We start from the raw sequence: 26404 nt of genomic DNA on the forward strand, positions 1-26404 counted from the left end.
AATTAAAATATGAAACTTATTAGATTCGGAGAAGAAGGAAAGGAAAAACCAGGTGTTTTACTAAATGATAAAAGATATGATGTTTCGTCTATCGTATCAGATTACAACGAAGCTTTTTTTGAAAATGACGGTTTAGCAAAATTAGAAGAAGCTTTAAAAAATAACCCATCTTTACCAGAAGTAAGCGATTCAGTACGTTTAGGTTCGCCAGTGGCGCGTCCTTCAAAAATTATCTGCATCGGATTAAATTATGTAGATCACTGCGAAGAAACGGGTGCTGCAATTCCAGAAGAACCAATTATTTTCTTCAAATCAACCACTTCTTTATGCGGACCAAATGACAATTTGATCATTCCAAAAAACAGTGAAAAAACAGACTGGGAAGTTGAATTGGCTTTTGTTGTAGGTAAAAAAGCAAGCTACGTTTCTGAAGAGGATGCGCCAAAGTACATCGCTGGTTATTGCCTTCTAAATGATTATAGCGAAAGAGCATTTCAAATCGAGCGCGGCGGACAATGGGCAAAAGGAAAAGGTTCTGATACCTTCGCTCCTCTTGGTCCAATTATGGCAACTCCAGATGAAGTGGGCGATGTAAATAACCTAAAAATGTGGCTTACTGTAAACGGAAAAACATTCCAAAACAGTAACACTTCGAACTTGATTTTCAAAATTCCTTTCTTAGTTCATTATTTAAGCCAGTTTATGACATTGCTTCCTGGCGATGTAATTAGTACTGGAACGCCTCCGGGAGTTGGATTAGGAATTAAACCAGATCCAATTTACATTAAAGCGGGCGACGTAATCGAATTAGGAATTGAAGGTTTAGGCACAAGTAAACAAACTGCCGTAGCGTATCAACAAAACTAAAATTATGGCAACTCAAAAATTTTGTCTGGCACTAGACTTAAAAGATGACGTCAATTTAATTGAAGAATATAAAAAACTACACGAAAATGTGTGGCCAGAAATTAAAAAAAGCATTCAAGACTCTGGAATTGAAGTTTTAGATATTTATTGCACGGGAAACAGATTGTTCATGATCATCGAAGCAGATGTTGATTTTACTTTTGAGAAAAAAGACAAAGCAGATGCAGCAAACGAAAAAGTTCAGGAATGGGAAACCTTAATGTGGAAATTCCAACAAGCTTTACCGTGGGCAAAACCAGGGCAAAAATGGATTTTAATGGATAAGATATTTGGATTGTAAAATATTCATTCAAAAAATAAAAAAAGAGGATTTTTCAAAATCCTCTTTTTTATTGCGTTACTACTCTAAACATAGCCCGTGGTTTCAACCACGGGAATACGAATCATAATCATATATTCCGACGCTTTGAAATATATCGCTCCGCTGGAGCTTTCTTTCGTTTTCAAATTTTATTTCCTATAAATATTTTGCTCCGCTGGAGCAACAATCTCAATAAAAAAGCCCTGATTATTCAGGGCTTTGTTCTTTTTGCATATTCAATAAATACGCCATATTCGCAATTACGTGATCATGTTTCTTGACAAAAGGGTTTTCTTCATTCCAAACATAACCTGCTAAAACCGAACATATTTTTTCTTTTACTTCTGGATTTTCAGGCTGGTGGAAAAACAGCGTCTGAAGATTTCCTGTGTACCATTCTTGAACGTAAGTGGTAAAAACAGCGATTCCGCGTTTCATATATTGCGTGAATTCCACTTCCCAGTCAACAGGAATTCCTTGTGATTCTTTCAAATATAATTTTGCTGCCAGCATTCCCGATTCGGTTGCAAAAGCTACTCCCGAAGAGAAAACCGGATCTAAGAATTCAGAACTATTTCCAGTTAAAGCAAAACCGTCACCATACATTCTTTTTACTGCTCTTGAGTAGTTTTCTAATTTAACTGGTTCAAACAAAAATTCTGTTCCAGCAAATCTTTTAATATAGTAATCAGACTTCTGAATGGCATTTCGCAAAGCTTCAGCATTGTCTTTGTTTTCAGAAAGAGAATTAATAAAATCTGTCGGACCCACAACTCCCAAACTCGTATTTCCGTTAGAAAACGGAATTACCCAAAGCCAAACTTGAGTTTCCAGAATGTCAAATGAAATTTGAGTTCCTTCTTCACCTTCTGGTCTGTTAATATCTTTTACATGCGTAAAAATCGAAGAATGCGGATCTAGTTTTGAAGGCGTATCGAGATCTAAAAGTCTCGGCAAAACGCGTCCATATCCGCTAGAATCAATGATAAATTTAGCGTGAATTTCTTTTAGGTTTCCGTCCTTATCTTTTACAATAGTTTTTGAATTTTTCCCTTCAAAAGAAACCTCCAAAACTTCGGTTTCAAATTCTAAGTCTATTCCTTTTCTTATGACTTCCTGAGCCATTGTATTGTCAAAATCAGCTCTTGGAACTTGCCAAGTCCAATCCCAGCCTTCGCCAAATTTTACGCTAAAATCAAAATTGCAGATTTCTTCCCCTCTGATAAAACGGGCTCCTAATTTCTTTTCGAAGTTCATCGCGTCAAGAGCGTCAAACAATTCTGCTTCAGCAAAATGATCCATAACACGCGGAATAAGGCTTTCGCCTACTACAAGTCTCGGAAACTTCGTTTTTTCTACAACTTTTACCTTTACGTCGTTTTTAAAAAGATACGATGCCGAAACACATCCAGACGGTCCTGCACCAATCACTAAAACATCAACAAACTCCTTTGTCATATTAGAATTATTATCATTAATTAACCTACATTTGCCATCATCAAAATAACTACATTTATTTTGATAAATAAAATTAAATTAGCACAACCAAAATCGATTTAATGAATACAATAAATGAATATCTAAGTTTAGCAGAATTTGAAGCCATAATCTTTGGAAAAAACAAAGTTGCCATAAGCGATGTGGTTCAAAATCGAGTAAACGAAAGTTTTAATTTCTTAAAAGAATTCTCAGGAAATAAAGTAATCTACGGAGTAAATACTGGCTTTGGGCCAATGGCTCAATATAGAATTAAGGAATCGGATCAAATTCAATTGCAATATAACTTAATTAGAAGCCACTCTTCTGGAACTGGAAAACCTTTAAACGCTGAGTGCGCAAAAGCAGCAATTTTAGCACGATTAAATACCCTTTCTTTAGGAAATTCAGGAGTTCATTCTTCTGTTATTCATTTAATGGCAGAATTGATCAATCGAGATATTACGCCTTTAATTTTTGAACACGGTGGTGTTGGTGCCAGCGGCGATTTAGTACAATTATCACATTTAGCTTTAGTATTAATTGGCGAAGGAGAAGTTTTTTATAAAGGAGATAGACGTCCAACGGCAGAAGTTTTCGAAATTGAAGGTTTAAAACCAATTCAAGTAGAAATTAGAGAAGGTCTGGCATTAATCAACGGAACTTCTGTAATGACAGGAATTGGAGTGGTAAATGTTCATTATTCTAAAAAATTATTAGACTGGTCGTTAAAAGCCTCTTGTGCAATTAACGAATTAGTTCAAGCTTATGACGATCATTTTTCTGAAGAATTAAACCAGACTAAACGCCATAAAGGACAACAGGAAGTTGCTGAAAGAATGAGACAAAATCTTTCTGACAGTACTTTAATCCGTAAAAGAGAAGACCATTTATATTCTGGCGAAAACACCGAAGAAATCTTCAAAGAAAAAGTTCAGGAATATTATTCATTACGTTGTGTTCCTCAAATTTTAGGACCAGTTTTAGAAACTATAAATAATGTCGCTTCTATTCTAGAAGACGAATTTAACTCGGCAAACGACAACCCAATTATAGACGTAAAAAACAAACACGTTTACCATGGCGGAAATTTCCACGGAGATTATATTTCGCTAGAAATGGATAAATTGAAAATCGTTATTACCAAATTAACGATGTTAGCAGAACGTCAATTGAATTATTTATTGAATTCAAAAATCAACGAAATTCTTCCTCCATTCGTAAATTTAGGAACATTAGGATTTAATTTCGGAATGCAGGGCGTTCAGTTCGTAGCGACTTCAACAACTGCCGAAAACCAAATGTTGTCTAACCCAATGTACGTGCACAGTATTCCAAACAACAATGACAATCAAGACATTGTAAGTATGGGAACCAATGCGGCGGTTATTACATCTAAAGTAATTGAAAACTCATTTGAAGTTTTAGCGATCGAATTAATCACCATTGTTCAGGCAATTGATTATTTGAAACAAAAAGATCAAATTTCGTCTACAACTAAAAAATGGTACGACGATATCAGAAATATAATTCCAGAGTTTAAGGAAGATCAGGTAATGTATCCTTTTGTTCAAAAAGTAAAAGATTATTTGATCAACAGTTAAAAATCTTTATTTTACAGTATTAATATTGAATCTTAAAATCATGAAAAAGTCACTTGTTTTTTTATTGCTAAGCTGCATTCAATTTGTTAATAGTCAAGAATTAGCATTAGTTAAGAAAAATTCTAAAATTGGATATATCTCTAAAGATGGATCTTTTAAAATTGAGCCTCAGTATAAATCTGCCAGAAGTTTTTCTGACGGATTAGCTGCCGTAGAAAATGGCGGAAAATGGGGTTTTATTGATGCAAAAGGAAGCTGGGTAATTCCAGCCGATTTTAAAGATGCTAAAGATTTTAACAGCGGAATCGCAGTTGTACAAAAAGACAAAGACTGGGTTTATATTAATACAAAAGGAGAGATCCAAAAAGGACCAACTACGGACAAAGTATTTGATTTTAACGACGGTGTTGCTTTTTTCAGACAAAACAACAAAGTGGGTCTAATCAACAACAAAATGACTGTTGTTTTAGAACCAAAATACGATCAGATCAAACCTTTTGAAAATGGTTACGCCAGAGTAGAACTGAACAAAAACTGGGGAATTATTGATGCTAACGGAAAAGAATTGGTTGAGCCAGTGTATGCCGAAGTTGGAAATTATTTTAAAGGAACAACTTGGGCTAAAAAAGATAAAACTTTCGGATTGGTAAGCGGTGGAAAATTTATTCCAGTTGACGGAGCCGAAAAAATTTGGGATTTTGAAACTCAGGATTTGACTTTTGCTAAGAAAAACGGAAAAATTGGTTACATCGACTTAAAAGGAAACTGGGCCATTCTTCCTATTTATGATAAAGGAAAAGCGTTCTCAAAAAATTTAGCTCCAGTCTTGGTTGGAAAAAAATGGGGATTCATTAATCCAGAAGGAAAATTTGTTATTGAACCAACTTACAGCGACGCAGAAGTTTTTAGTACAAACGGTCTTGCTCCAGTAAAAGAAAGCAATTGGGGATTCATCAACGAATCTGGAAAACTGGTTATTCCAACTCAATACGGCATTACTGCAAATGCCATAATTGCAATGTTTGTACAACAAGACAAAGGATTTATTGATGGCGTTGCCCGCGTAAAAAACGAAGGAAAATGGGGATTTCTTAAACCAGACGGAACCGTTTTAGCCAACCAATGGTTTGAAAACGCTGAATTGTTTTCTAAAAGTTCCGAAAAACCACAACCAGCTGCAGCTCCTGCTGAAAAACCAAAACAGGAAACTAAAGCTGCGACAAAGCCTGCACCGAAAAAAAAGAAATAATATTTATCTCCAAATAAATTAGACATTTGCATAAATGAAATCGCATTCTATAAAGCGGTTTCATTTATGATGAATAAAAATAAACCCTACATCAATGAAGTGTGTATTAGTAACAGGCGGTTCAAGAGGAATTGGAAGTGCGATTTGTAAAAAACTAGCCGTAGAATCCGATTATCATATTCTAATTAATTATCATTCGAATAAAACAGCTGCCGAAGAAACATTACAAGAAGTACAAAAATTAGGTGCAACAGGAGAAATCTTAGGTTTTGATGTTTCTAATTATGAAAACGTACAAAATGTTTTAACTGCTTGGCAGGAAGCAAATCCTGAAAAATTGGTTGAAGCAATTGTAAACAATGCCGGAATCACAAAAGATGGTCTTTTTATGTGGATGACACCAGAAGACTGGAACGGCGTTATGAATACAAGTGTAAACGGTTTCTTTAATGTTACGCAGTTTTTTATTCAAAAAATGCTTCGCAATAAATATGGCCGAATCGTAAATATGGTTTCGGTTTCTGGAGTAAAAGGTACTGCAGGGCAAACCAATTATTCGGCTGCAAAAGGTGCAATTGTTGCAGCAACCAAAGCTTTGGCTCAGGAAGTTGCAAAACGAAATATTACTGTAAATGCTGTAGCTCCAGGTTTCATTAGAACTGACATGACGAGCGAATTGGATGAAAAAGAATTATTAAAGCTAATTCCAGTAAACCGTTTTGGCGAGGCTGAAGAAGTTGCAGATTTGGTAAGCTTTTTGATTTCTAAAAAAGCAAGCTATATTACAGGAGAAATTATCAATATTAACGGCGGAATATATTCTTAAAGAATACTATGTTTGCGAAGTTTATTTTTAAGTTTTTTACTTAACAAAAAAAATGCTCGCAAAGTCGCAGAGTCGCAAAGTTTTATTAAAAAAAGACTTTAAAAAAGAACCTTTGCGACTCTGCGACTTTGCGAGATTAAAAAATAAAAACTTTGTGCCTTTGTTTTAAAAATTACACTTTAAGGATAAAAAATTACTTTTGAAAGACGATGAATAGACGAGTTGTAATTACTGGAATGGGAATTTATTCTTGTATCGGAACTTCTTTAGACGAAGTAAAAGATTCGTTATACGAAGGAAGATCTGGTATTCAGTTTGATTCTGAACGTAAAGAATTTGGTTTCCAGTCGGCCTTAACAGGGATGGTTCCGAAAGCCGATCTTAAAAATTTATTGACGCGCAGACAACGTATGAGCATCGGTGAAGAAACCGAATATGCTTATATGGCCACTATAGAAGCTTTAAAAAACGCTAACATTGATGATGCTTTTTTTGACGAACGCGAAGTAGGTATTATGTACGGAAACGACAGCGTTTCTAAAGCTATTATTGACGCAACAGATATTGTTCGCGAGAAAAAAGACACCGCTCTTATTGGTTCTGGCGCTATTTTTAAATCGATGAATTCTACGGTTACGATGAATCTTTCGACGATTTTTAAACTTCGCGGGATCAATCTTACTGTAAGTGCGGCTTGTGCAAGCGGTTCTCACTCTATTGGTTTGGCTTATTTTTTAATCAAAAGCGGTTTCCAAGATATTGTTATAACTGGCGGAGCTCAGGAAATCAACAAATATGCCATGAGCAGTTTTGACGGATTGGGCGTTTTTTCTAACCGAGAAGGCGATCCTACAAAAGCTTCAAGACCTTTTGATATTGGTCGTGACGGATTAATTCCGAGTGGTGGTGGTGCAACTTTAATTTTAGAAAGTTACGAATCTGCCATTGCGCGTGGTGCCAATATCATTGCAGAAATTGGCGGGTACGGATTTTCATCAAACGGTGGTCATATTTCTACTCCAAACATTGAAGGACCCGCCACAGCAATGAAACGTGCACTTGATGATGCAAAAATAGAAGCTTCAGATATTGAATACATAAATGCCCATGCCACCTCAACACCTGTTGGAGATGCTAATGAAGCTAAAGCCATTTTTGAAGTTTTTGGAGAAAAAAATCCTCCTGTAAGTTCTACAAAATCAATGACTGGCCACGAATGCTGGATGGCAGGAGCTAGCGAAATCATTTATTCTATCCTAATGATGCAGCACGATTTTATCGCGCCAAACATCAATTTGGAAACTCCAGATGAAGATGCGTCAAAATTAAATTTAGTTAAAACTACGTTAAACAAAAAATTTGACATATTTTTGTCCAATTCTTTCGGTTTCGGAGGAACCAACTCTGCGTTGGTGGTTAAAAAGTTTAAATTGAACAATGAATAAAGAAGAGATTATAGCAAAAATTAATGGTTTTTTAGTTGATGAATTTGAAGTTGATAGTGACGACATTGAACCAAATGCTAATTTGAAAGATACACTTGGGTTAGACAGTCTGGATTATGTTGATTTAGTCGTTTCAATAGAGGCAAACTTTGGTGTAAAACTAGTGGAAGCAGATTTTGTTGGAATTTCTGATTTTCAAAGTTTTTATGACTTAATCGAAACTAAAATAAAAGCCAAATCAGCTTAAATGAGTCAATGGGATGGTAAATCCAAAGGAACTGTATTAGGTTATAAAATATTCGTTTTTTTAATTCAAAAAGCGGGTGTCAAAGCGGCTTATGTCTTACTTTATTTTGTTGCGTCTTATTATTTTTTATTTCTAAGAAAAAGCAACAAAGCCATTTTCTATTATTTTAAAGAAAGACTGCAATACTCCTATTTCAAATCCAAAAAAATGGTTTTCAAAAGTTACTATACTTTTGGACAGACTATTATTGATAAAGTTTCCATTTCGGCAGGAATGCGAAACAAATTTACTTACGAATTTGACGGAATAGAAACACTAAAAAAATTACTTGCCGAGAAAAAAGGCGGTGTTTTAATTAGTGCCCATGTCGGAAATTTTGAAATTGCCGAACATTTTTTGGGAGATATTGATCTTAATTTCCAAATCAATTTGGTTACAACAGATTTAGAGCATTCTGCCATTAAGAATTATCTCGAAAGCGTTTCTCAAAAACCAACTGTAAAGTTTATTATCATCAAAGAAGATTTATCTCATATATTTGAGATCAATGCCGCTTTGGCCAATAACGAACTAATCTGCTTTACAGGCGATCGTTATTTTGAAGGAACAAAATCGCTTTCTGAAAACCTTTTGGGCAAAGAAGCCAATTTCCCTGCAGGTCCGTTTTTAATTGCTTCACGATTAAAAGTTCCTGTGGTTTTTGTTTATGTAATGAAAGAACCCAATCTTCATTATCATTTGTACGCAAGAGAAGCCGAAGTAAAGCACCGAGACGAAAAAGCGCTTTTGAAGGAATATGTAAAAAGCGTAGAAAGCATCTTAAATCGTTATCCTTTACAATGGTTCAATTATTTTGATTTTTGGAACGACATAAAATCTTAATTCTTTTTAGCCACGAATTTCGCTAATTATTTGTACCGAAATTTTAGCTGTGAATTTCACTAATTTACATTAATCTATTTTTTGTAAAATCATAACTTTTGCACGAATGGTAATTCGTGAAATAAATGTCATTCATAATTTAAACAAAATCATTCATAACAGCTGTATTTTGAATAATTCGTGAATTCGTGGCTAATAAAAAACCATTGGTCGAAATAAGAAAATTCGTTTAAATAAATTTACTTATTTTTGCTGACCACCAAAGCCCAAAAACCTAAAATGAAAAATGTTCTCGTAATTTATTATACACAATCTGGACAGCTGGAATCTATTGCACGAAATATTGCAAAACCATTTCTAGATTCAGAAGAAATAAAGCTCACATTTCATGAAATACAATTAGAGAAACCGTTTCCTTTTCCTTGGAACAAAGAATCATTTTTTGATGCTTTTCCAGAATCATTTTTACAGATTCCGACCGCATTAAAACCTGTTCCTGAGGAAATTTTAAACACAAAATTTGATTTAGTATTATTTCATTATCAGGTTTGGTATTTATCGCCTTCTATTCCCATTAATTCATTTTTGAAAAGTGACGATGCCAAGAAAATTTTAAACAATACACCTGTTATTACCATCAGCGGCTCGAGAAACATGTGGATCATGGCTCAGGAAAAAATCAAAGTTTTGCTAAGAAAGGCCAATGCCAATTTGGTTGGAAACGTAGCTTTGGTAGACCGTGTTGGAAATTTAATAAGTGTAATCACCATTGTAGAATGGATGTTCTCTGGAGTTAAGAAAAAATATTTAGGTATTTTTCCGCTTCCTGGAGTTTCAGAAAAAGACATACAAGAATCGAGTCTGTTTGGAGAAATCATGCTGGATTCTTTACAGCAAAATAATTTAGCGCAATTACAGCCAAAATTGGTTGATGCTGGCGCTGTAAAAATAAGTTCGTATTTAGTAACGGTTGATAAAACGGCCAACAAAATTTTTAATAAATGGTCAAATATCATTTATAAAAATCAAAAAAACCGAAAACAGTTACTTAAAGTATTTAATGTTTATTTATTCCTTGCGATATGGTTAATCTCACCAATAGTGTATATATTGCACCTTATTACCTATCCGCTTAAGTTAAAATCTATAAAAAAGGAAACTCAATATTATCAGGGAGTTTAGAAGACGAAATTTAAATTATGTTTGAAGTATATATTACAAAAGCTGCAAAATATTTGCCAAACGAAGCTGTTTCTAATGATGAAATGGAAGCCTACTTGGGCCTTATCAATGATACTGCTTCTAAAGCAAGACGCATTATTTTGCGCAACAATAAAATTACAAGCCGATATTACGCTGTTGACAAAGAAGGAAAAAGCACACATAGCAATGCCGAATTAACCAAAAATGCCATTTTACCGTTATTCGACGAAAATTTTACGCCTCAAGATTTAGAGGTACTTTCTTGCGGGACCTCAACTCCAGACATTTTTCTGCCTTCGCACGCAGCGATGGTTCATGGTCTGCTAAAAAATAAATCGGTAGAATTAAACTCTTCAACAGGAGTTTGCTGTGCCGGAATGAACTCTCTTAAATTTGGTTTTCTTTCTATAAAATCTGGAAATTCAAAAAACGCAATCTGCACAGGATCAGAAAAAGTTTCTACCTGGCTAAATGCCCAAAAATACAATCACGAGGCCGATAATTTAAAAAGCCTTGAAGAACAGCCAATTATTGCATTCAAAAAAGATTTTCTTCGTTGGATGCTGTCAGATGGTGCTGGAGCTTTTCTTTTGGAAAACAAACCAAGAGGACCAATTTCACTAAAAATCGAATGGATGGAAGCTTTTTCGTATGCCTATGAATTAGAAACCTGTATGTATGCCGGAGGTGATAAATTGGAAAATGGTGAAATTAAAGGCTGGAGCGATTATTCGCCAGAACAATGGCTAAACGAATCTGTTTTTTCAATAAAACAAGACGTTAAATTATTAGATGAATTTATCCTGGCAAAAGGTGCTCAAAGCATGAAAGACGCCATGGATAAAAACAATATTAAATCGGAAGATATTACGTATTTTATTCCTCATGTTTCTTCTAACTTTTTTGTTGAAGGACTTAAAAAAGGATTAAACGAAAAAGGTATCGGAATGAGCGATGATAAATGGTTCATGAATCTTTCTAGAGTTGGAAATGTTGGCTCTGCTTCTATTTACTTAGCTCTTGAAGAATTAATGAGTTCAGGAAATTTGAAAAAAGGAGATAAAATTTTATTATCTGTTCCAGAAAGCGGAAGATTCTCTTTTGCGTATGCATATTTAACGGTTTGTTAATGGAAACAATGCTTTTAGAAAAAGAAATGGTCGAAAATTTACTGCCTCAAAAGTTTCCTTTTGTGATGGTAGACGCTATACATTCTTATTCTGAAACTTCGTTGGTTTCGGGTTTAGAAATTCAGCGCGAGAATATTTTTGTATCAAACGATATTTTTCTTGAAGCTGGATTAATAGAACATATGGCACAATCTGTGGCATTGCATACGGGATATCAATATTTTTTGAAAAACGAAATTGCTCCAACGGGCTATATTGGTTCTATTAAAGAAATTGAAATTAAGAAACTTCCAAAGCTTAGCGATAACATTCAATCTGAAGTTACTATACTGCAGGAATTTGCCGGAATTACTTTGGTGGATATTGTTACGACTTTAAATAATGAAGAGATTGCCAGAGGACAAATGAAAACCGTTTTGGCAAAATAAAAGCAATCGATGAAAACTACTTCTGCTGTTGACATACAAAATTATTTACCACACCGAGCACCAATGCTTATGGTGGACTTGATTTTGGATATAGATGCCAACTTTGTAGAAACCATATTTTTGATAAAAGAAGACAATATTTTTATTCAGAACAATGTTTTTATAGAAGCAGGATTAATCGAAAATACAGCGCAGACTTGTTCTGCAATTGTTGGAAAAAAATACTTTTTTGACGATAACGGAATCGAAAATGAAAACGTAAATGTAATTGGATTTATCAGCGCTTTAAAAAGTGTAAAAGTTCATGCATTGCCAAAGGTTGGCGATACGATCATAACAAAAGCCAATCTGGTTTCTAAATTTGTGGGCGACGATTATACTTTGTGTACAATGAGCTGTAAAAGCTTATTGGAAGACCAGATACTCTTAGAATGTGAAATTAATTTGTTCATTCAGAAAACAATCTCGGTTGGATAATCCAAAAAAAATCATTTTACATCTAGGAACTCGAATCGGTGTTTTGGCTCTTTTACTTGGTTTAGTTTTCTTAATTTGGTATTTTGGCCCTTCTCACTTTTCTGTAGAAAAAGGAGATAAACATAACGCTGGTGCTTTAGCAATGGTAATGATAATATCTGTTATAGTACTTATTTTTAATATAGTATTATTTATAGAAATGGTTGATTTATTTTTAAGGAAAAACAAAATTTTAGCTTTTACAAATCTTGGATTTTTAATAATTAGCCTATACATAATTTCAGTCTATATGTTTCCTAATATATTAAATTAACAATATGGAAAAAGAAAATGTACCACAAGACCAAAGCAACTTAACGAAAAACAACGTTAAAGAGCTTTTGTACGCAACTGATGAAAATGGCAATTATACCACAACATTAAGTACGGGCTGGGAACCGAAAACAATTGCCCTTTCAAATTCTATTGATGAAATAAACGAACGAATTGCCGATGCCAAACAACAGGTTTTAAATGGTGAAGCAAGTCCGATTGTGTATTTTATGGAAGTCAATAAAATGGATCTTAACATATTATCCAGCTATGTTGGGTTTTGGAAATGGCGCGTAAAAAGACATTTTAAACCAAGTGTTTTTGCCAAACTAAACGATAAAATCCTGAAAAAATATGCTGATACTTTTGGAGTATCAATCGAAGAATTAAAAAACAGCATTACCAAATAAATGGAATTAACTTTCACACATCATCAGTCTGCTCATTGCGAGAATGGAGTAGCGTCAAATCTGCTAAAAAACAGCGGACTAAACATTAGCGAACCGATGGTTTTTGGTATTGGCTCTGGATTATTCTTTGTTTATCTGCCTTTTATAAAAGTGAATCATGCACCAGCAATCAGTTATAGAACTTTGCCAGGACAGATTTTCAATAAAGTGGCGACCCGTTTAAATTTAAAAATAAAAAGACAAAAATTTTCCTCTATTTCAAGTGCCAATAAAGCTTTAGACGAAAATTTAAAAAATAATATTCCAACAGGATTACAGGTTGGCGTTTACAATTTAAGTTATTTCCCAGACGAATATCGTTTTCATTTCAACGCGCACAATTTAGTCGTTTACGGAAAAACCGAAACGGGATATTTAGTGAGCGATCCTGTTATGGAGACCGTTACGACTTTAACTTACGAAGACATGAATAAAGTACGTTTTGCCAAAGGAGCTTTTGCGCCTCGCGGACAAATGTACTATCCGATTCAGATTCCAAAAGAAGTCGATTTAAAAAGCGCCATCATTAAAGGAATCAAAAATACGTGTCGAGATATGCTGGCGCCAATGCCAATTGTTGGTGTTCGCGGCATCAAAATGGTTTCTCGTCAGATTCGTAAATGGCCTAAAAAGCATGGTGTTAGAAAAGCCAATCATTACTTGGCTCAAATGGTTCGTATGCAAGAAGAAATTGGAACTGGAGGCGGTGGTTTCCGTTTTATTTATGCGGCATTTTTACAGGAAGCTTCAGTTATTTTGGGTAATGAAGAACTGAAAGAACTTTCTAAAGAAATGACTCAAATTGGAGATTCATGGCGTGATTTTGCTGTTGAAGCTTCAAGAATTTACAAAAACAGAAGTGCCAAAGAAGACGCCTACAACACTATTGCTGATGAACTTTTGGACATCGCCAATAGAGAAGAAATCTTTTTCAAAAAACTAAAAAAAGCGATCAGCTAAAATCATATTTTGCAATCTATCATTCAAATAGAATCCCTTTCGAAAAAGTACAAAAATACAGAAATGTATTCTTTGAACAACGTTTCGCTAAATATAAATGAAGGTCAGATTTTTGGCTTGCTTGGCCCAAACGGTGCTGGAAAAACCACTTTGATTTCCATGCTCTGCGGATTGGTAAAACCAACTTCGGGACATTTTACCATTGATGGTTTAGACTATCAGCATCATTCCTCAAAAATTAAAAAAATCATAGGCGTTGTTCCTCAAGAATATGCTTTGTATCCAACTTTAACAGCAAGAGAAAATCTGCTTTATTTTGGAAGTATGTACGGTTTAAAAGGTTCTGATTTAAAGGATAAAGTAATAGAAACTTTGGATCTTTTGGGTTTATTGAAATTTGCCGATAAACAAGTTCAGACTTTCTCAGGCGGAATGAAACGCCGTGTCAACCTGATTGCCGGAATTCTTCATAATCCGAAAGTTTTGTTTTTGGATGAACCAACAGTTGGTGTCGATGTGCATTCTAAAACTGCCATTATCGATTATTTGAAAGTGTTGAACCAAAACGGAACAACTATTATTTATACTTCGCATCATTTGGCTGAAGCCGAAGATTTCTGTTCGCAAATTGCAATTTTAGATCAAGGACAGATTTACGCACAAGAAACTCCGTCGGCATTGATTGAATCTACAAAAGATGCTCGAAATCTCGAAGATGTTTTTATTTCATTAACCGGTAAAGCATTGAGAGATGATATATAAAATTTGGATGTCGGTAGTAAAAGAATTCCTTTTGCTAAAAAGAGATTTAGGCGGATTGATTATTTTATTTATCATGCCTTTGGTTCTGGTAATTGCCGTAACCTTAATTCAAGACAGCACTTTTAAAGCCGTAACCGATTCTAAACTTCAGATTCTTTTGGTCGATAAAGACCACGGATCTGTTTCTAAAACCGTTTTTGAAAATTTAGAAAAAAGCAAATATTTTACCGTTGTAACCCAAATCGACAATAAACCGATTACCGAAGAAATTGCCAAAGAAAATGTCTACAAAGGAAAATTTCAATTGGCAATTGTAATTCCAGAAAACTTAAGTTCCGACTTACAGGAAAAAGTAAATCAGAATGTAGAGAAAATTGTCAGTAATTTAGGTTTGACCGACAGTACAACGACAGCTGAACCTCAACGCGTTATTAAAGAAAAAGAAGTAAAACTGTATTTTGATCCAGCGGTACAAATGAGTTTCAAAAATGCCGTTATGAGTTCGATAGACAAAATGATTTCGCAGATTGAAACCAAATCAATTTACAGCACTTTTCAAAAACAGTTAGGAGAAGAAACCATAGATTTTGAGCAAAAAAACTTTATTACTTTCAAAGAAATAATTCCGAGAATCAACAACAAAGAAGTTCGTCCGAATTCAGTTCAGCATAACGTTCCGGCGTGGACACTTTTTGCGATCTTTTTTATTGTCATTCCGTTATCTATCAATATTGTAAAAGAAAAATCGCAGGGAACTTTTGTTCGATTAAGAACCAATCCGGTTTCTAATTTGGTTGTCATTATTGGTAAAACCATCACCTACTCGATCATTTGTATGATTCAGTTTTATATGATGGTTGCCGTTGCCGTTTTCTTATTCCCATCAATCGGATTGCCTTCTCTTAATATTGAAGGTCATTTTGTATTGACAAGTGTTGTCGCATTATTTTCAGGATTTGCAGCCATCGGATTCGGAATTTTATTAGGAACTGTAGCCAGCACTCAAGAACAATCTGCTCCTTTTGGCGCTACAAGTGTAATTATTTTAGCAGCAATTGGCGGTGTTTGGGTTCCTGTTTTTGCTATGCCAAAAATCATGCAATATATCGCAAAATCATCTCCAATGAACTGGGGATTAGAAGCTTTTTACGATGTATTGCTTCGAAACGTTTCTTTCGTCGAAATCATACCAAGAATAAGTTTATTATTTTTGTTTTTCATTATTACCACTTCCATCGCATTATTTTATGATAAAAAGAAAAGAGCAGTTTAAAGAAGCTACAGATCTAACCGTTTCGCACGAAATCAGGATTCGTTTTAACGAAACAGATCCGCTTGGAATTGTTTGGCACGGCAATTACATTACGTATTTCGAAGATGGACGTGAAGCCTTTGGACGCCAGCACGGACTTACTTATTTGGATATTGCCAAAACAGGTTATACAACGCCAATTGTAAAATCGACTTGCGAACATAAATTGTCTTTGCGTTATGGAGATGTGGTAACAATTGAAACAACGGTTGTTGACACTCCCGCAGCCAAAATGATTTACCGTTTTAAAATAATTGATGACAAAGGAGAAGTGGCCTGCACAGGCGAAACGACTCAGGTTTTTTTAGATGCAGCAGGAAATTTAATGCTGACAAATCCTCCTTTTTATGAGGAATGGAAAAAGAAAGTCGGGTTGTTGAAATAAAGTTTTAGCCACTAATTTCACGAATTAACACGAATTAAAAATAAAAGAATCTGTGCAAATCTGCTTAAATATGCAAAATCTGCGTGAAACCATTTTTCAGATAAAGCTTTAAAATAAATACCTACAAGGTTTTAAAAACCTTGCAAGAGAAATCGAAATTTAAAATGTTAAGAGAAATATACATTACAGAAACGAATTGTATCACGCCTTTAGGTTTTGATGTTGAATCTAATATCAGCGCCATTCTTCGTGGTGATTCTGGAATTCAGCTTCATAGTGATATTTCTCTTATGCCGAATTCGTTTTATGCTTCGATTATTTCTGATGAAAAAATAAACAGTGCATTTTCAAAAATCAGCACTGAAACCAAATATTCTCGTTTAGAGAAAATGATGATTTTGGCTTTAGAGCCGATTATCAAAAACTCAAACGTAGAACTAAATTCAAAAACCGCTTTTATTCTTTCTACCACAAAAGGAAATGTAACCGCTCTAGCAAATGACTCTGAAGAAAGTTTCAACAACGCACATTTAGATGTTCTAGCTAAAAACGTTGCCGATTTCTTTAAATTTCAAACACAGCCCATTGTCGTTTCAAATGCTTGTGTTTCTGGAATTTTAGCCGTTTCTGTTGCCAAAAGAATGATTCAATCTGAACTTTATGACAACATTTTTGTGGTCGCTGGCGACGAAGTTTCAGAATTTGTTTTATCTGGTTTTAATGCTTTCCAAGCGATGAGCGAACTGCCTTGCAAACCGTATTCTAAAAACAGAACTGGTGTAAGTTTAGGCGAAGCGACAGCAGCAGTTTTAGTTTCGGCGGAAGCCAGAAACGCTAAAATAAAAGTAATTGGCGACAGTTCGATAAACGATGCGAATCATATTTCGGGTCCGTCAAGAACAGGTGAAGGTTTGTTTAGAAGTATTCAGAATGCTTTAAAAGAAGCACAAATTGAGGCGAACAAATTAGATTATATTTCAGCACACGGAACTGCAACGCCTTATAACGACGAAATGGAAGCGATTGCTCTAACTCGTTTAGATTTACAAAATGTTCCAGTAAATAGTTTAAAAGGATTTTACGGTCATACACTTGGCGCTTCAGGATTATTGGAAACCGTAATTGCGATTGAATCTGCTAATCAAAATAAACTCTTTGAATCGAAAGGTTTTGATGAAATTGGGGTTAGTGAAGCTATTAATGTTATTGAGAAAAATGAAGAAAAGAAAATTGAATATTTCCTGAAAACGGCTTCTGGATTTGGAGGTTGTAATACGGCTGTGGTTTTTGAAAAGATGAAATGAAATGGAAAATAAGGAAACTAAATTTATTATTTACGACAATCCTAATGGACAAGTCAGAGTTGATGTTTTTGTGCAAGACGAAACAGTTTGGCTTACACAAAAAGCAATGGGTGAATTGTTTGGTGTAGTAAAATCGACAATTAGTGAGCATATTACAAATACGTTTGAATCTAACGAATTACAAAGAGAAGCAACTGTTCGGAATTTCCGAACAGTTCAAAAAGAAGGTAAAAGATTAGTTAATAGAGAATTAGAATATTATAATCTTGATGTAATAATTTCAGTTGGTTATCGCGTAAATTCAGCGAAAGCTACACAATTTAGAATTTGGGCAACTCAAACACTAAAAGAATATATAATCAAAGGTTTTGTTTTAGATGATGAACGTCTAAAACAAGGACAGACAGTTTTCGGTAAAGATTATTTCAAAGAATTATTACGTAGAGTACGTTCAATCCGAGCCAGCGAACGTCGAATTTACCAACAAGTAAGTGATATTTTTGCAGAATGTAGTATTGATTATGATAAAAATTCAGAAGTTACCAAAAGTTTTTATGCAATGGTTCAAAATAAATTTCACTTTGCTATAACAGGAAATACCGCTGCAGAAATTATCCATAATAATGCGGATAAATCTAAGGACAATATGGGGCTTACAACTTGGAAAAATGCTCCAAAAGGAAGAATTATAAAATCTGATGTAATTGTCGCCAAAAATTATTTACAAGAAAAAGAAATTAATCAATTAGAAAGAACTGTTACAGGTTACTTTGATTACATAGAAGGTTTAATTGAGAGAGAAAATACTTTTACTATGGAACAATTGGCTGCCAGTGTAAATAAATTTCTTTCTTTTAATGAATATAAAATTCTAGAAGGAAAAGGAAAAATATCGAAAATCCAAGCAGATAAAAAAGCAATTAAAGAATATGATGAGTTCAATAAAACTCAAAAAATTATTTCAGATTTTGATAAAGAGATAAAGCAAATCGGGAAGAAAAAATAGTGTCTGATAATTTAAAAAATGAATCAAAACAAAACCTACATACAATCCTACATCACCATTCAAAACAACGAAATTGTTTTGAACGGAACTTCTGTATTCAAAATTGAACCAACCGATTTTGCTGATTTCTCCAAACAAACCTATCGAAATTTTGAAATGCAATATCCAAAGTTTTTCAAAATGGATGCTTTGAGCAAACTGGCTTTTTTAGGATCAGAATTGCTTTTGAGTCCGATAACCTCAACAGAGCAGGAAAATAATATCGCTTTGGTTTTGGCCAATAAATCGTCAAGTTTGGATACCGATGTAAAATATCAGGAATCTATTTCAGACAAAGAAAACTATTATCCGAGTCCGGCGGTCTTTGTTTATACGCTGCCAAATATTTGTTTGGGCGAAATAAGTATCCGTCATCAGCTGAAAAGTGAAAATTCTTTCTTTATATTTGATGCCTTTAACACCGAATTTATGTCGAATTATTCGAAAATTCTTCTGAATACGAATAAAGCAGATGTAGTTTTGTGCGGTTGGGTAGAATATTTTAACGACAATTATAAAGCTTTTTTATGTACAATTAGTACAGAAGAAAATGCAAAATATACAAACGAGACTATCAATACATTATACAATAAATAATCATGGAAGCATTAAAAGAAGAATTAAAAAATAAAATCATAACAACTTTAAACCTTGAAGATATCGCAGTAGAAGATATTGCTGATAATGATCCTTTGTTTGGAGACGGTTTAGGTTTAGACTCGATTGATGCACTTGAATTGATCGTGATTTTAGATAAAGATTACGGAATTAAATTAGTAGATCCGAAAGAAGGAAAATCTATTTTCCAATCTATCGAAACTATGGCTGCTTATATCAGCGCAAATAGAACGAAATAATCGGTAGAAATTTTGTCAAAGATTGCTAAAAAAGCTTAGCGACTCAGCGACTTTGCGAGATTAAATTTTATAAGCTTTGTTTCTTAGCTGAGAAATATGCTCGCAAAGACGCGAAGACGCAAAGTTAATCTACAATCACAAATCTAAAATCTAAAATGGCAAGAGGTGTTGCAATAACGGGTATGGGAATTATCTCTGCGATTGGTAATTCGGTTGAGGAAAATTACATTTCCTTGATTGAAAACAAAATCGGTATTTCTCGTATTCAAAATATTTCGACTGTTCATGCAGATGTTATCAAAGTTGGTGAGATCAAAAAAACCAACGAAGATCTTGTTGCTGAACTGAAATTAAATGAGAATAATAATTTCTCCAGAACCGCTATGATTGGCACTTTGGCAGCAAAACAAGCTGTTGAAAATGCTGGCATTACCGATATAAATGAATTTAGAACGGGACTTATTTCGGCGACAAGTGTGGGCGGAATGGACATGACGGAAAGACATTATTACGATTATTTCGAAAAACCAGAATTGATCAAGTACATTACTTGCCACGATGGTGGCGATGTTGCCGAAAAAATTGCTGAAGAATTAGGTTTAAAAGGAATGGTAACAACCATAAGCACTGCTTGTTCGTCTGCTGCCAATTCGATTATGTTGGGTGCAAGATTGATCAAAACGGGAAAATTAGATCGCGTAATTGTGGGCGGTGCCGATGCTTTGGCTAAATTCACCATCAACGGATTTAAGACTCTTATGATTTTATCTGACGATTATAATAAACCTTTTGACAACACCAGAAAAGGATTGAATCTTGGAGAAGCTGCCGCATTTTTAGTTTTAGAATCGGATGAAATTGTAGCAAAACAAAACAAAAAAGTGCTGGCAAGAGTTTCGGGTTACGGAAATGCCAACGACGCTTTTCACCAAACTGCTTCTTCAGAAAATGGAGACGGCGCTTATTTGGCCATGAAAAAAGCGTTTGAAGTTTCGGGTTTAAAACCTTCTGAAATTGATTACATCAATGTTCATGGGACAGCAACGCCAAACAACGATTTATCTGAAGGAAGAGCTTTACTTCGAATTTATGAAAACGAAAAAGTTCCAGACTTCAGTTCTACAAAACCTTTTACGGGACATACTTTAGCGGCCGCGGCTGCGATTGAAGCCGTTTACAGTGTTTTGGCAATTCAGAATAATGTGGTTTACCAAAATTTGAATTTTGAAGTTCCGATGGAAGAATTTGACTTGAAACCACAGACAACTTTAAAGAATAAAACTATCGAGCACGTTTTATCCAACTCTTTTGGTTTTGGAGGAAACTGTTCAACCCTTATATTTTCAAAAAGCTAATGAAGAAAACATATATAAATGGAGTAGGCTGTATTTCGACTCAAAAAACATTTGATACTGTTTTTTTGGAAGAAGCTGTTGTGAATCATGACGAAAATGTATTGGCAATTATTCCGCCAGTATACAAAGAATATATTTCGCCTGCTGCCAGCCGAAGAATGGCAAAAGGTGTAAAAAACGGAATCGTAGCTTCGGCTTTGGCCATGAAAGATGCTAATGTTGAAAAAGTCGATGCGATTATTACCGGAACTGGTTTAGGCTGTATCGAAGACTCTGAAAAATTCCTGAAAAGTATTTTAGATAACAACGAAGAGTTTTTAACTCCGACTTCTTTCATTCAATCGACTCATAATACTGTGGGCGCGCAGATTGCACTTTTACAACAATGTAAAGGTTATAATTTTACCTATGTTAATGGCGCTGTTTCTTTTGAATCGGCTCTTATTGATGCTAAAATGCAGATTGAAGAAGCTGAAGCCAATTCAATTTTAGTAGGCGGTGTTGATGAAAATGGCGATTATACGACTTCGCTTTTTAAACTAAACGGTCGGATTAAAGCAGATAATACTGCTCCGTACGACGTTTTAAATTCTACAACGAGTGGTGCCGTTTATGGTGAAGGTGCCAATTTTTTTGTTTTAGAAAACGAAAGAAAAGAAAACACTTATGCCGAACTTCTAGATGTTTCTATTATAAATACGCTGGAAGAAAATGAAGTTGAAGCAGCAATTATTTCATTCTTAAAATCAAATCGTTTAGAAATTTCAGCTGTTGATGCGCTTGTTTTAGGTTTTGACGGAAATGCCGATTTTGAGAATTATTATAGAAATCTTGCCGAAAATGCATTTACGCAAACTCCTGTTTTATATTACAAACATTTGAGCGGTGAATACGATACAGCTTCGGCTTTTGCTTTTTGGATGGCGGCTAAAATTTTGAAAACTCAGGAAATTCCTGAAATCGTAAAAGTAAATGCTATCGAAAAATCAGAGTACAAAACGATTTTATTATACAATCAATTAAACGGAAAAAACCATAGTTTTACGCTGCTGTCAAAATGATAACGCACAAAAACATATCACTGTTTTTTATCTTTTTATTGCTTTTATTGTTTCTTCTGAATCTGTATAACGCAATTCATTTTCTGTGGTTTGTTGTTATAATTCTCGTTTGGATTGGAATAAACGCTTTTGGTTCTGCACGAATTTCTTCCAATTATCATGTAAAAGCGTTTTGCAGTAATCGGTTAGAAACCGAAAAAAAAATCGCGCTTACTTTTGACGACGGTCCAAGCATTTATACTTTGGAAGTTTTGGAACTTCTGAAAAAATACGATGCCAAAGCGACCTTTTTCTGTATTGGAAAAAATATCGAAACACATCCCGAAATTCTCCAAAAAGTAATTGACGATGGTCATTTAGTTGGAAATCATTCTTATTCACATTCTAAGTTTTTTGATTTTTATCATGAAGATAAAATAACAGAGGAAATTCGTAAAACAGATAAACTGCTTGAAAAATTCACTTCTAGAAAAATCAATTTTTTTCGTCCGCCTTACGGAGTAACTACACCTTCGATAAGAAGAGCTTTAAAAACTACTGGACATAAAACAATTGGCTGGAATATTCGTTCGCTTGACGGCGGAACCAAAAATAAGGAATTAATTTTCAATCGACTCATTAAGCACATTTCTCCCGGCGGAATTGTACTTTTGCATGATACAGCAGAACATTCTGTTTTGGTACTGGAACAGTTTTTGCAATTTTTACAGCAAAATAATTATGAAGTGATTTCTGTTGAAGAATTACTGAATCTTAATGCTTATGAAATTGGACGCGGATAAAACAGATTCGCTTGCGCGAAGACGCGGATAAAAAACGGATTTTTATAATTTAAATTTTAACACATAGAAACATATTTAGGATACTTAAAAAAGCGTTTCACTTGATTAAAATACACATAGAAAGCTATGTGTTAGAAACCTGTTTCTTTTTATATTCTCTTATACACATAAAAACCTATGTCTCTATGTGTTTAATAAAATTATAGGTATTCATTAAATAGTAATCTGTGGAAATCATTTTAATCTGTGGCAAAAAAAATTAAAGCACATTTTTGAAAAATATGAAAACTAAAATAGCACTACTCATTCTATTTATTTCAGGCAATTTGTTCGCGCAAGAACAAAAAATGACCGATGCCGAAATTGCTTCTTTTAAACAAGACGTAAACGTTGTTGCCAAAAAAATCAAGACTTTGACTACTGATTTTGTTCAGTATAAACATTTAGATTTTCTTTCAAAAGATATTGAAACTTCAGGAAAAATGATTTTTAAAGAACCTGCTTTACTTCAATGGCAATATAAAAAACCGTACAATTATAGCATCACTTTCAAAAACGGAAAAATCCTGATTAACGATGAAGGAAAGAAAAGCGCGGTTGATATTGGAAACAGTAAAATCTTTGCCCGAATCAATAAGTTGATTGTGGGAAGCGTAAGCGGCAATATGTTTGACGATAAAGAATTTACAATTTCGTATTTTAAATTGAAAGGTCAGAATCTGGCGAAATTTATTCCGAAAGATGCGACGCTTAAAAAATACATCAAACAAATCGAACTGACTTTTGACAAAGAGGAAGCGACTGTTGTTCAGGTAAAATTATTAGAATCATCTGAAGATTATACTCGAATTGTACTTAAAAATAAAGTGATCAATGCAAAAATCGACGATTCAGTTTTTACTAATTAATTGCTTTCTGGCAATTGTTTTGGTTTCTTGTGGCTCGGTCACAAAAAATTATACGCCTAAAAAATTAGACAAAACATCTTACGAGGTTCCGTATTTTTCAGACTCAAAAACCGATTATGTTTATAAAACCAACATTAGTATTTACGGAAATGAATTGTCTGGAATTTTTATTGCCAAGAAAATAAATGACACCACACACCGAATTGTTTTTACAACCGAATTCGGAAACAAATTAATGGATTTCGAAATTTCAGAAACCGATTTTAAAGTCAATTCTATCGTTTCAGAATTGGATCGAAAAATATTGATCAATACTTTAAAAGAAGATTTCCGATTGCTTTTAAAGAAAGAATATTCGATTCAGGAACAATTCGAAAACGAATCGGATGACATTTACAAATCGGCAGATGGCAAACGCGACAATTACATTTTTATCTCCAAAAAAGATCAGAAATTAGAAAAGATCGTCCATGCTTCTCAAACAAAAGAAAAATTTACACTGCTTTTCAGTTCAGAAAACAATATTTTTGCCGAAAGGATTCAGATAATCCATCAGAATATTAAATTGAAAATCGAACTGAATTATTTCAAATCAGAATAAAAATTTAAACTAATCCTAAACTTAAACCAAGCCCAAAATGAGAAAATTTGTTTTAATTGCATTTGTTTTACTAATCGGAATCCAAGCAGACGCGCAAGTAAAAGTTAGTCCAGGACTAAGAGGTGGTTTGAATGTATCAACATTAACGAATATTGATGATAATAGCTCTAAAACTGATTTCTATGTTGGTGGATTGGTAAATATTAAATTCAATAAATTTTTCTCGGTTCAACCAGAGATAAATTATTCCAGACAAGGTGATGAAGGAAGATATTTAGAAAACGGCCGTTATTATTCTGAAAAGTATGAGTTGAATTATATAACACTGGGAGCGGTTGCAAAATTTAACTTTGGAGGTGGAGGTTTTCATTTATTAGCAGGCCCTTCTTTAGATTTAAAAGTTAGTGATAATTATATAAATACTAACCCTGAAGATTTTGATCTTGCATTTGTTGGGGGTCTTGGTTATACTTTGCCAAATGGTTTAACTTTTGAAGCTCGACTTAAACAAGGATTAATTGATATTTATGGTTATAACGGATATGATTATGACAATAATGGATATTACTATAATGATGTAATCTTAAATCAAGTTTTCCAAATCGGAATTAGTTATACGTTTAAAACAAAATAAAAATGAATAAGAGAATATTCTTCTTTATTGCTGTTTTTTTCTTGGTTTTAAATATACAAGCCCAAGTATCAGTTAAACCAGGTTTAAGAGCTGGATTTAGTTTTTCGACTATTTCTGAAATGCACGCCGATTATAAAACCGATTTTTATGCTGGTGGTTTTACTGAAATTAAGATAACAAGAATTTATTCTCTTCAGCCTGAAATTAATTACAGCAGACAAGGTTCTAATAATGTAGCGCGAAATTATTATGACGAAAATACACAGACCAATAAAGTAGAACATTTAGATCTGGACATCAACTATTTGTCTCTTTCTATGATAAATAAGTTTACGTTGCCACAAGGAATTCAGTTTCAAGCAGGACCAACATTAGATATTTTATTGAATGATAATCTTGCGGTTAGAAAAGCGCAAAATGATCTTGGTTTGGTTTTAGGAGTTGCTTATGCCCTGCCGTCAGGTTTGACATTTGAAGCTCGATTTAAAAAAGGACTGCTAGATGTTTTAAGCAGCGATTATTATCAAAATGACTCCAATAACCATTATTTATTTGGAGATTATAACACAAATATTAATTTTCAGTTAGGGGTTTCCTATTCATTTGGAAAATAAAAAATATGATTTTACAAGATTTTTATAAAATACTATCAGAAGAAAAAGTATCTGATTCAAAATATACGATTACAATTTTAGTCAACGAAAAACATGAGGTTTTTAAAGGGCATTTTCCTGGAAATCCAATTATGCCTGGTGTTTGTATGATTCAGATTATCAAAGAACTTACAGAATCGATTACCAAAAGTTCGCTGATGATCCAGTCTTTGGCAAATGTAAAATTCATGGCACTGATTAATCCTGAAGTTACTCCAGAATTACGTTTGGAATTGGATGTTACAACAACTGAAGACGGTTTGGTAAAAGTGAAAAACACGACTTACTTTAACGACACAACTGCTCTTAAATTGAGCAATGTGTACAAAAAAATATAATTATGAAACTATTATTGACCTTATTTTTATGGATAGGTTTTGCTGGAACGCCAGATTTGGCTTCGATACGCAAAATGTATTCTGATGTGGCAAAATCAGAAACCAACGCCAAAGAGTTTGTAGACAAACTTGCGGGTGTTTCAAGCAATGATGATAAAGTTTTAGTGGCTTATAAAGCGGCTTCTATTTTATTGGATTCTAAATTTGAAAAGAAATTAAGCCAGAAAATGGAACGTTTTAAAGAAGGCGCAAAATTACTTGAAGCAACAATAAAAAGTGATCCAAGCAATATCGAAATGCGAATGATTCGATTGAGTATTCAGGAAAATGTTCCTGGTATTACAGGCTACAAGAAAAACATTAAAGAAGATAAAAAATTCATAACCACGTATTATGCATCACAAGGTGCGGCTTTGAAAGATTATCTTAAAGACTTTGTTTTACAATCTAAAAGTTTCTCCGAAAAAGAGAAGCAATTTGTAAAGTAAGCT

Annotated in this window: 32 protein-coding genes; 31 read left to right on the top strand and 1 reads right to left on the bottom strand. The window is 34.0% G+C overall.

Annotated features, from left to right (window positions below; genetic code table 11):
* Nucleotides 1-9 precede the first annotated feature (9 nt).
* Nucleotides 10-867, top strand: a complete 858-nt coding sequence (locus tag ACFO3N_RS01985) for a fumarylacetoacetate hydrolase family protein (protein WP_379795009.1) — start codon at nucleotides 10-12, stop codon at nucleotides 865-867.
* A 4-nt stretch (nucleotides 868-871) separates the two neighbouring features.
* Nucleotides 872-1207, top strand: coding sequence for an L-rhamnose mutarotase (locus ACFO3N_RS01990; protein ID WP_379795010.1), 336 nt, complete (start codon nucleotides 872-874; stop codon nucleotides 1205-1207).
* A 228-nt stretch (nucleotides 1208-1435) separates the two neighbouring features.
* Here ACFO3N_RS01990 and ACFO3N_RS01995 read toward each other — a convergent pair whose 3' ends face one another.
* Nucleotides 1436-2686: an NAD(P)/FAD-dependent oxidoreductase gene (locus ACFO3N_RS01995; RefSeq protein WP_379795011.1), complete on the bottom strand. Its 1251-nt coding sequence runs from the start codon at nucleotides 2684-2686 to the stop codon at nucleotides 1436-1438.
* 101 nt (nucleotides 2687-2787) lie between these two features.
* Here ACFO3N_RS01995 and flxA point away from each other — a divergent pair, with 101 nt between their 5' ends.
* From flxA to ACFO3N_RS02140, 29 genes are all read left to right on the top strand, one after another.
* Nucleotides 2788-4308, top strand: a complete 1521-nt coding sequence (flxA, locus tag ACFO3N_RS02000; RefSeq protein WP_379795012.1) for a flexirubin biosynthesis tyrosine ammonia-lyase FlxA — start codon at nucleotides 2788-2790, stop codon at nucleotides 4306-4308.
* A 40-nt stretch (nucleotides 4309-4348) separates the two neighbouring features.
* Nucleotides 4349-5557: a WG repeat-containing protein gene (locus tag ACFO3N_RS02005; RefSeq protein ID WP_379795013.1), complete on the top strand. Its 1209-nt coding sequence runs from the start codon at nucleotides 4349-4351 to the stop codon at nucleotides 5555-5557.
* Nucleotides 5558-5651: 94 nt separating this feature from the next.
* Nucleotides 5652-6383 (top strand): flexirubin biosynthesis SDR family reductase FlxB, encoded by a 732-nt coding sequence (gene flxB / locus ACFO3N_RS02010; RefSeq protein ID WP_379795014.1) that lies wholly within the window; start codon nucleotides 5652-5654, stop codon nucleotides 6381-6383.
* A gap of 209 nt (nucleotides 6384-6592) precedes the next feature.
* Nucleotides 6593-7828: a beta-ketoacyl-[acyl-carrier-protein] synthase family protein gene (locus ACFO3N_RS02015; protein WP_379795015.1), complete on the top strand. Its 1236-nt coding sequence runs from the start codon at nucleotides 6593-6595 to the stop codon at nucleotides 7826-7828.
* Entirely contained in the window at nucleotides 7821-8075 is a 255-nt protein-coding gene (locus tag ACFO3N_RS02020) for an acyl carrier protein (RefSeq protein WP_177211448.1), read from the top strand. The genes ACFO3N_RS02015 and ACFO3N_RS02020 overlap by 8 nt, the downstream gene beginning before the upstream one ends.
* Complete coding sequence (locus ACFO3N_RS02025; protein ID WP_379795016.1) at nucleotides 8076-8957, top strand: LpxL/LpxP family acyltransferase; 882 nt, start codon at nucleotides 8076-8078, stop codon at nucleotides 8955-8957.
* 279 nt (nucleotides 8958-9236) lie between these two features.
* Nucleotides 9237-10139, top strand: a complete 903-nt coding sequence (locus ACFO3N_RS02030) for an NADPH-dependent FMN reductase family protein (RefSeq protein WP_379795017.1) — start codon at nucleotides 9237-9239, stop codon at nucleotides 10137-10139.
* 17 nt (nucleotides 10140-10156) lie between these two features.
* The gene (gene darB, locus ACFO3N_RS02035; RefSeq protein ID WP_095930647.1) at nucleotides 10157-11290 is read left to right on the top strand and encodes a dialkylresorcinol biosynthesis protein DarB; all 1134 of its coding nucleotides are present in this window, start codon (nucleotides 10157-10159) and stop codon (nucleotides 11288-11290) included.
* Entirely contained in the window at nucleotides 11290-11718 is a 429-nt protein-coding gene (locus tag ACFO3N_RS02040) for a hotdog family protein (protein ID WP_379795018.1), read from the top strand. Before darB ends, ACFO3N_RS02040 begins: the two co-directional genes overlap by 1 nt.
* A gap of 9 nt (nucleotides 11719-11727) precedes the next feature.
* On the top strand, nucleotides 11728-12195 hold the full coding sequence (locus tag ACFO3N_RS02045) for a hotdog family protein (RefSeq protein ID WP_379795019.1): 468 nt from the start codon (nucleotides 11728-11730) through the stop codon (nucleotides 12193-12195).
* On the top strand, nucleotides 12188-12508 hold the full coding sequence (locus tag ACFO3N_RS02050; protein ID WP_379795020.1) for a hypothetical protein: 321 nt from the start codon (nucleotides 12188-12190) through the stop codon (nucleotides 12506-12508). Before ACFO3N_RS02045 ends, ACFO3N_RS02050 begins: the two co-directional genes overlap by 8 nt.
* 4 nt (nucleotides 12509-12512) lie before the next feature.
* Nucleotides 12513-12917, top strand: coding sequence for a flexirubin biosynthesis protein DarG (DarG, locus tag ACFO3N_RS02055; RefSeq protein WP_379795021.1), 405 nt, complete (start codon nucleotides 12513-12515; stop codon nucleotides 12915-12917).
* Complete coding sequence (gene darH, locus ACFO3N_RS02060) at nucleotides 12918-13916, top strand: BtrH-related acyltransferase DarH (protein ID WP_379795022.1); 999 nt, start codon at nucleotides 12918-12920, stop codon at nucleotides 13914-13916.
* Nucleotides 13917-13979: 63 nt separating this feature from the next.
* Complete coding sequence (locus ACFO3N_RS02065) at nucleotides 13980-14678, top strand: ABC transporter ATP-binding protein (RefSeq protein WP_379795023.1); 699 nt, start codon at nucleotides 13980-13982, stop codon at nucleotides 14676-14678.
* Nucleotides 14668-15951 carry an ABC transporter permease gene (locus ACFO3N_RS02070; RefSeq protein ID WP_379795024.1) on the top strand — a complete coding sequence of 428 codons (1284 nt, stop codon included), beginning with the start codon at nucleotides 14668-14670 and terminating at the stop codon, nucleotides 15949-15951. The genes ACFO3N_RS02065 and ACFO3N_RS02070 overlap by 11 nt, the downstream gene beginning before the upstream one ends.
* Nucleotides 15926-16375: an acyl-CoA thioesterase gene (locus tag ACFO3N_RS02075; protein ID WP_111284441.1), complete on the top strand. Its 450-nt coding sequence runs from the start codon at nucleotides 15926-15928 to the stop codon at nucleotides 16373-16375. Before ACFO3N_RS02070 ends, ACFO3N_RS02075 begins: the two co-directional genes overlap by 26 nt.
* Before the next feature lie 164 nt (nucleotides 16376-16539).
* On the top strand, nucleotides 16540-17679 hold the full coding sequence (locus ACFO3N_RS02080; protein ID WP_379795025.1) for a beta-ketoacyl synthase N-terminal-like domain-containing protein: 1140 nt from the start codon (nucleotides 16540-16542) through the stop codon (nucleotides 17677-17679).
* 1 nt (nucleotide 17680) lies between these two features.
* Complete coding sequence (locus tag ACFO3N_RS02085; protein ID WP_379795026.1) at nucleotides 17681-18685, top strand: virulence RhuM family protein; 1005 nt, start codon at nucleotides 17681-17683, stop codon at nucleotides 18683-18685.
* A gap of 18 nt (nucleotides 18686-18703) precedes the next feature.
* The gene (locus ACFO3N_RS02090) at nucleotides 18704-19321 is read left to right on the top strand and encodes a beta-ketoacyl-[acyl-carrier-protein] synthase family protein (protein ID WP_379795027.1); all 618 of its coding nucleotides are present in this window, start codon (nucleotides 18704-18706) and stop codon (nucleotides 19319-19321) included.
* Between the two features lie 2 nt (nucleotides 19322-19323).
* Nucleotides 19324-19581 (top strand): phosphopantetheine-binding protein, encoded by a 258-nt coding sequence (locus tag ACFO3N_RS02095; RefSeq protein WP_111378796.1) that lies wholly within the window; start codon nucleotides 19324-19326, stop codon nucleotides 19579-19581.
* A 155-nt stretch (nucleotides 19582-19736) separates the two neighbouring features.
* Nucleotides 19737-20936, top strand: a complete 1200-nt coding sequence (locus tag ACFO3N_RS02100) for a beta-ketoacyl-[acyl-carrier-protein] synthase family protein (RefSeq protein ID WP_379795028.1) — start codon at nucleotides 19737-19739, stop codon at nucleotides 20934-20936.
* A complete protein-coding gene (locus tag ACFO3N_RS02105) occupies nucleotides 20936-21997 on the top strand; it encodes a beta-ketoacyl synthase N-terminal-like domain-containing protein (RefSeq protein WP_379795029.1) in 1062 nt (353 codons plus the stop codon). Before ACFO3N_RS02100 ends, ACFO3N_RS02105 begins: the two co-directional genes overlap by 1 nt.
* On the top strand, nucleotides 21994-22779 hold the full coding sequence (locus ACFO3N_RS02110) for a polysaccharide deacetylase family protein (protein WP_379795030.1): 786 nt from the start codon (nucleotides 21994-21996) through the stop codon (nucleotides 22777-22779). The genes ACFO3N_RS02105 and ACFO3N_RS02110 overlap by 4 nt, the downstream gene beginning before the upstream one ends.
* A 281-nt stretch (nucleotides 22780-23060) precedes the next feature.
* Nucleotides 23061-23687 carry a flexirubin biosynthesis/transport protein LolA2 gene (gene lolA2, locus ACFO3N_RS02115; protein ID WP_379795031.1) on the top strand — a complete coding sequence of 209 codons (627 nt, stop codon included), beginning with the start codon at nucleotides 23061-23063 and terminating at the stop codon, nucleotides 23685-23687.
* Nucleotides 23653-24288, top strand: coding sequence for a flexirubin biosynthesis protein LolB2 (gene lolB2 / locus ACFO3N_RS02120; RefSeq protein WP_379795032.1), 636 nt, complete (start codon nucleotides 23653-23655; stop codon nucleotides 24286-24288). Before lolA2 ends, lolB2 begins: the two co-directional genes overlap by 35 nt.
* A gap of 37 nt (nucleotides 24289-24325) precedes the next feature.
* Nucleotides 24326-24922, top strand: a complete 597-nt coding sequence (locus ACFO3N_RS02125; protein WP_379795033.1) for a porin family protein — start codon at nucleotides 24326-24328, stop codon at nucleotides 24920-24922.
* Nucleotides 24923-24924: 2 nt separating this feature from the next.
* Complete coding sequence (locus ACFO3N_RS02130) at nucleotides 24925-25536, top strand: outer membrane beta-barrel protein (protein WP_379795034.1); 612 nt, start codon at nucleotides 24925-24927, stop codon at nucleotides 25534-25536.
* A 5-nt stretch (nucleotides 25537-25541) separates the two neighbouring features.
* Complete coding sequence (locus ACFO3N_RS02135) at nucleotides 25542-25913, top strand: ApeI family dehydratase (protein ID WP_308067772.1); 372 nt, start codon at nucleotides 25542-25544, stop codon at nucleotides 25911-25913.
* A 2-nt stretch (nucleotides 25914-25915) separates the two neighbouring features.
* A complete protein-coding gene (locus ACFO3N_RS02140; protein ID WP_379795035.1) occupies nucleotides 25916-26401 on the top strand; it encodes a hypothetical protein in 486 nt (161 codons plus the stop codon).
* Nucleotides 26402-26404: the final 3 nt, after the last annotated feature.

This window comes from Flavobacterium chungangensis, assembly GCF_042654045.1.
In the GTDB taxonomy this organism is placed as follows: Bacteria; Bacteroidota; Bacteroidia; order Flavobacteriales; family Flavobacteriaceae; genus Flavobacterium; species Flavobacterium chungangensis.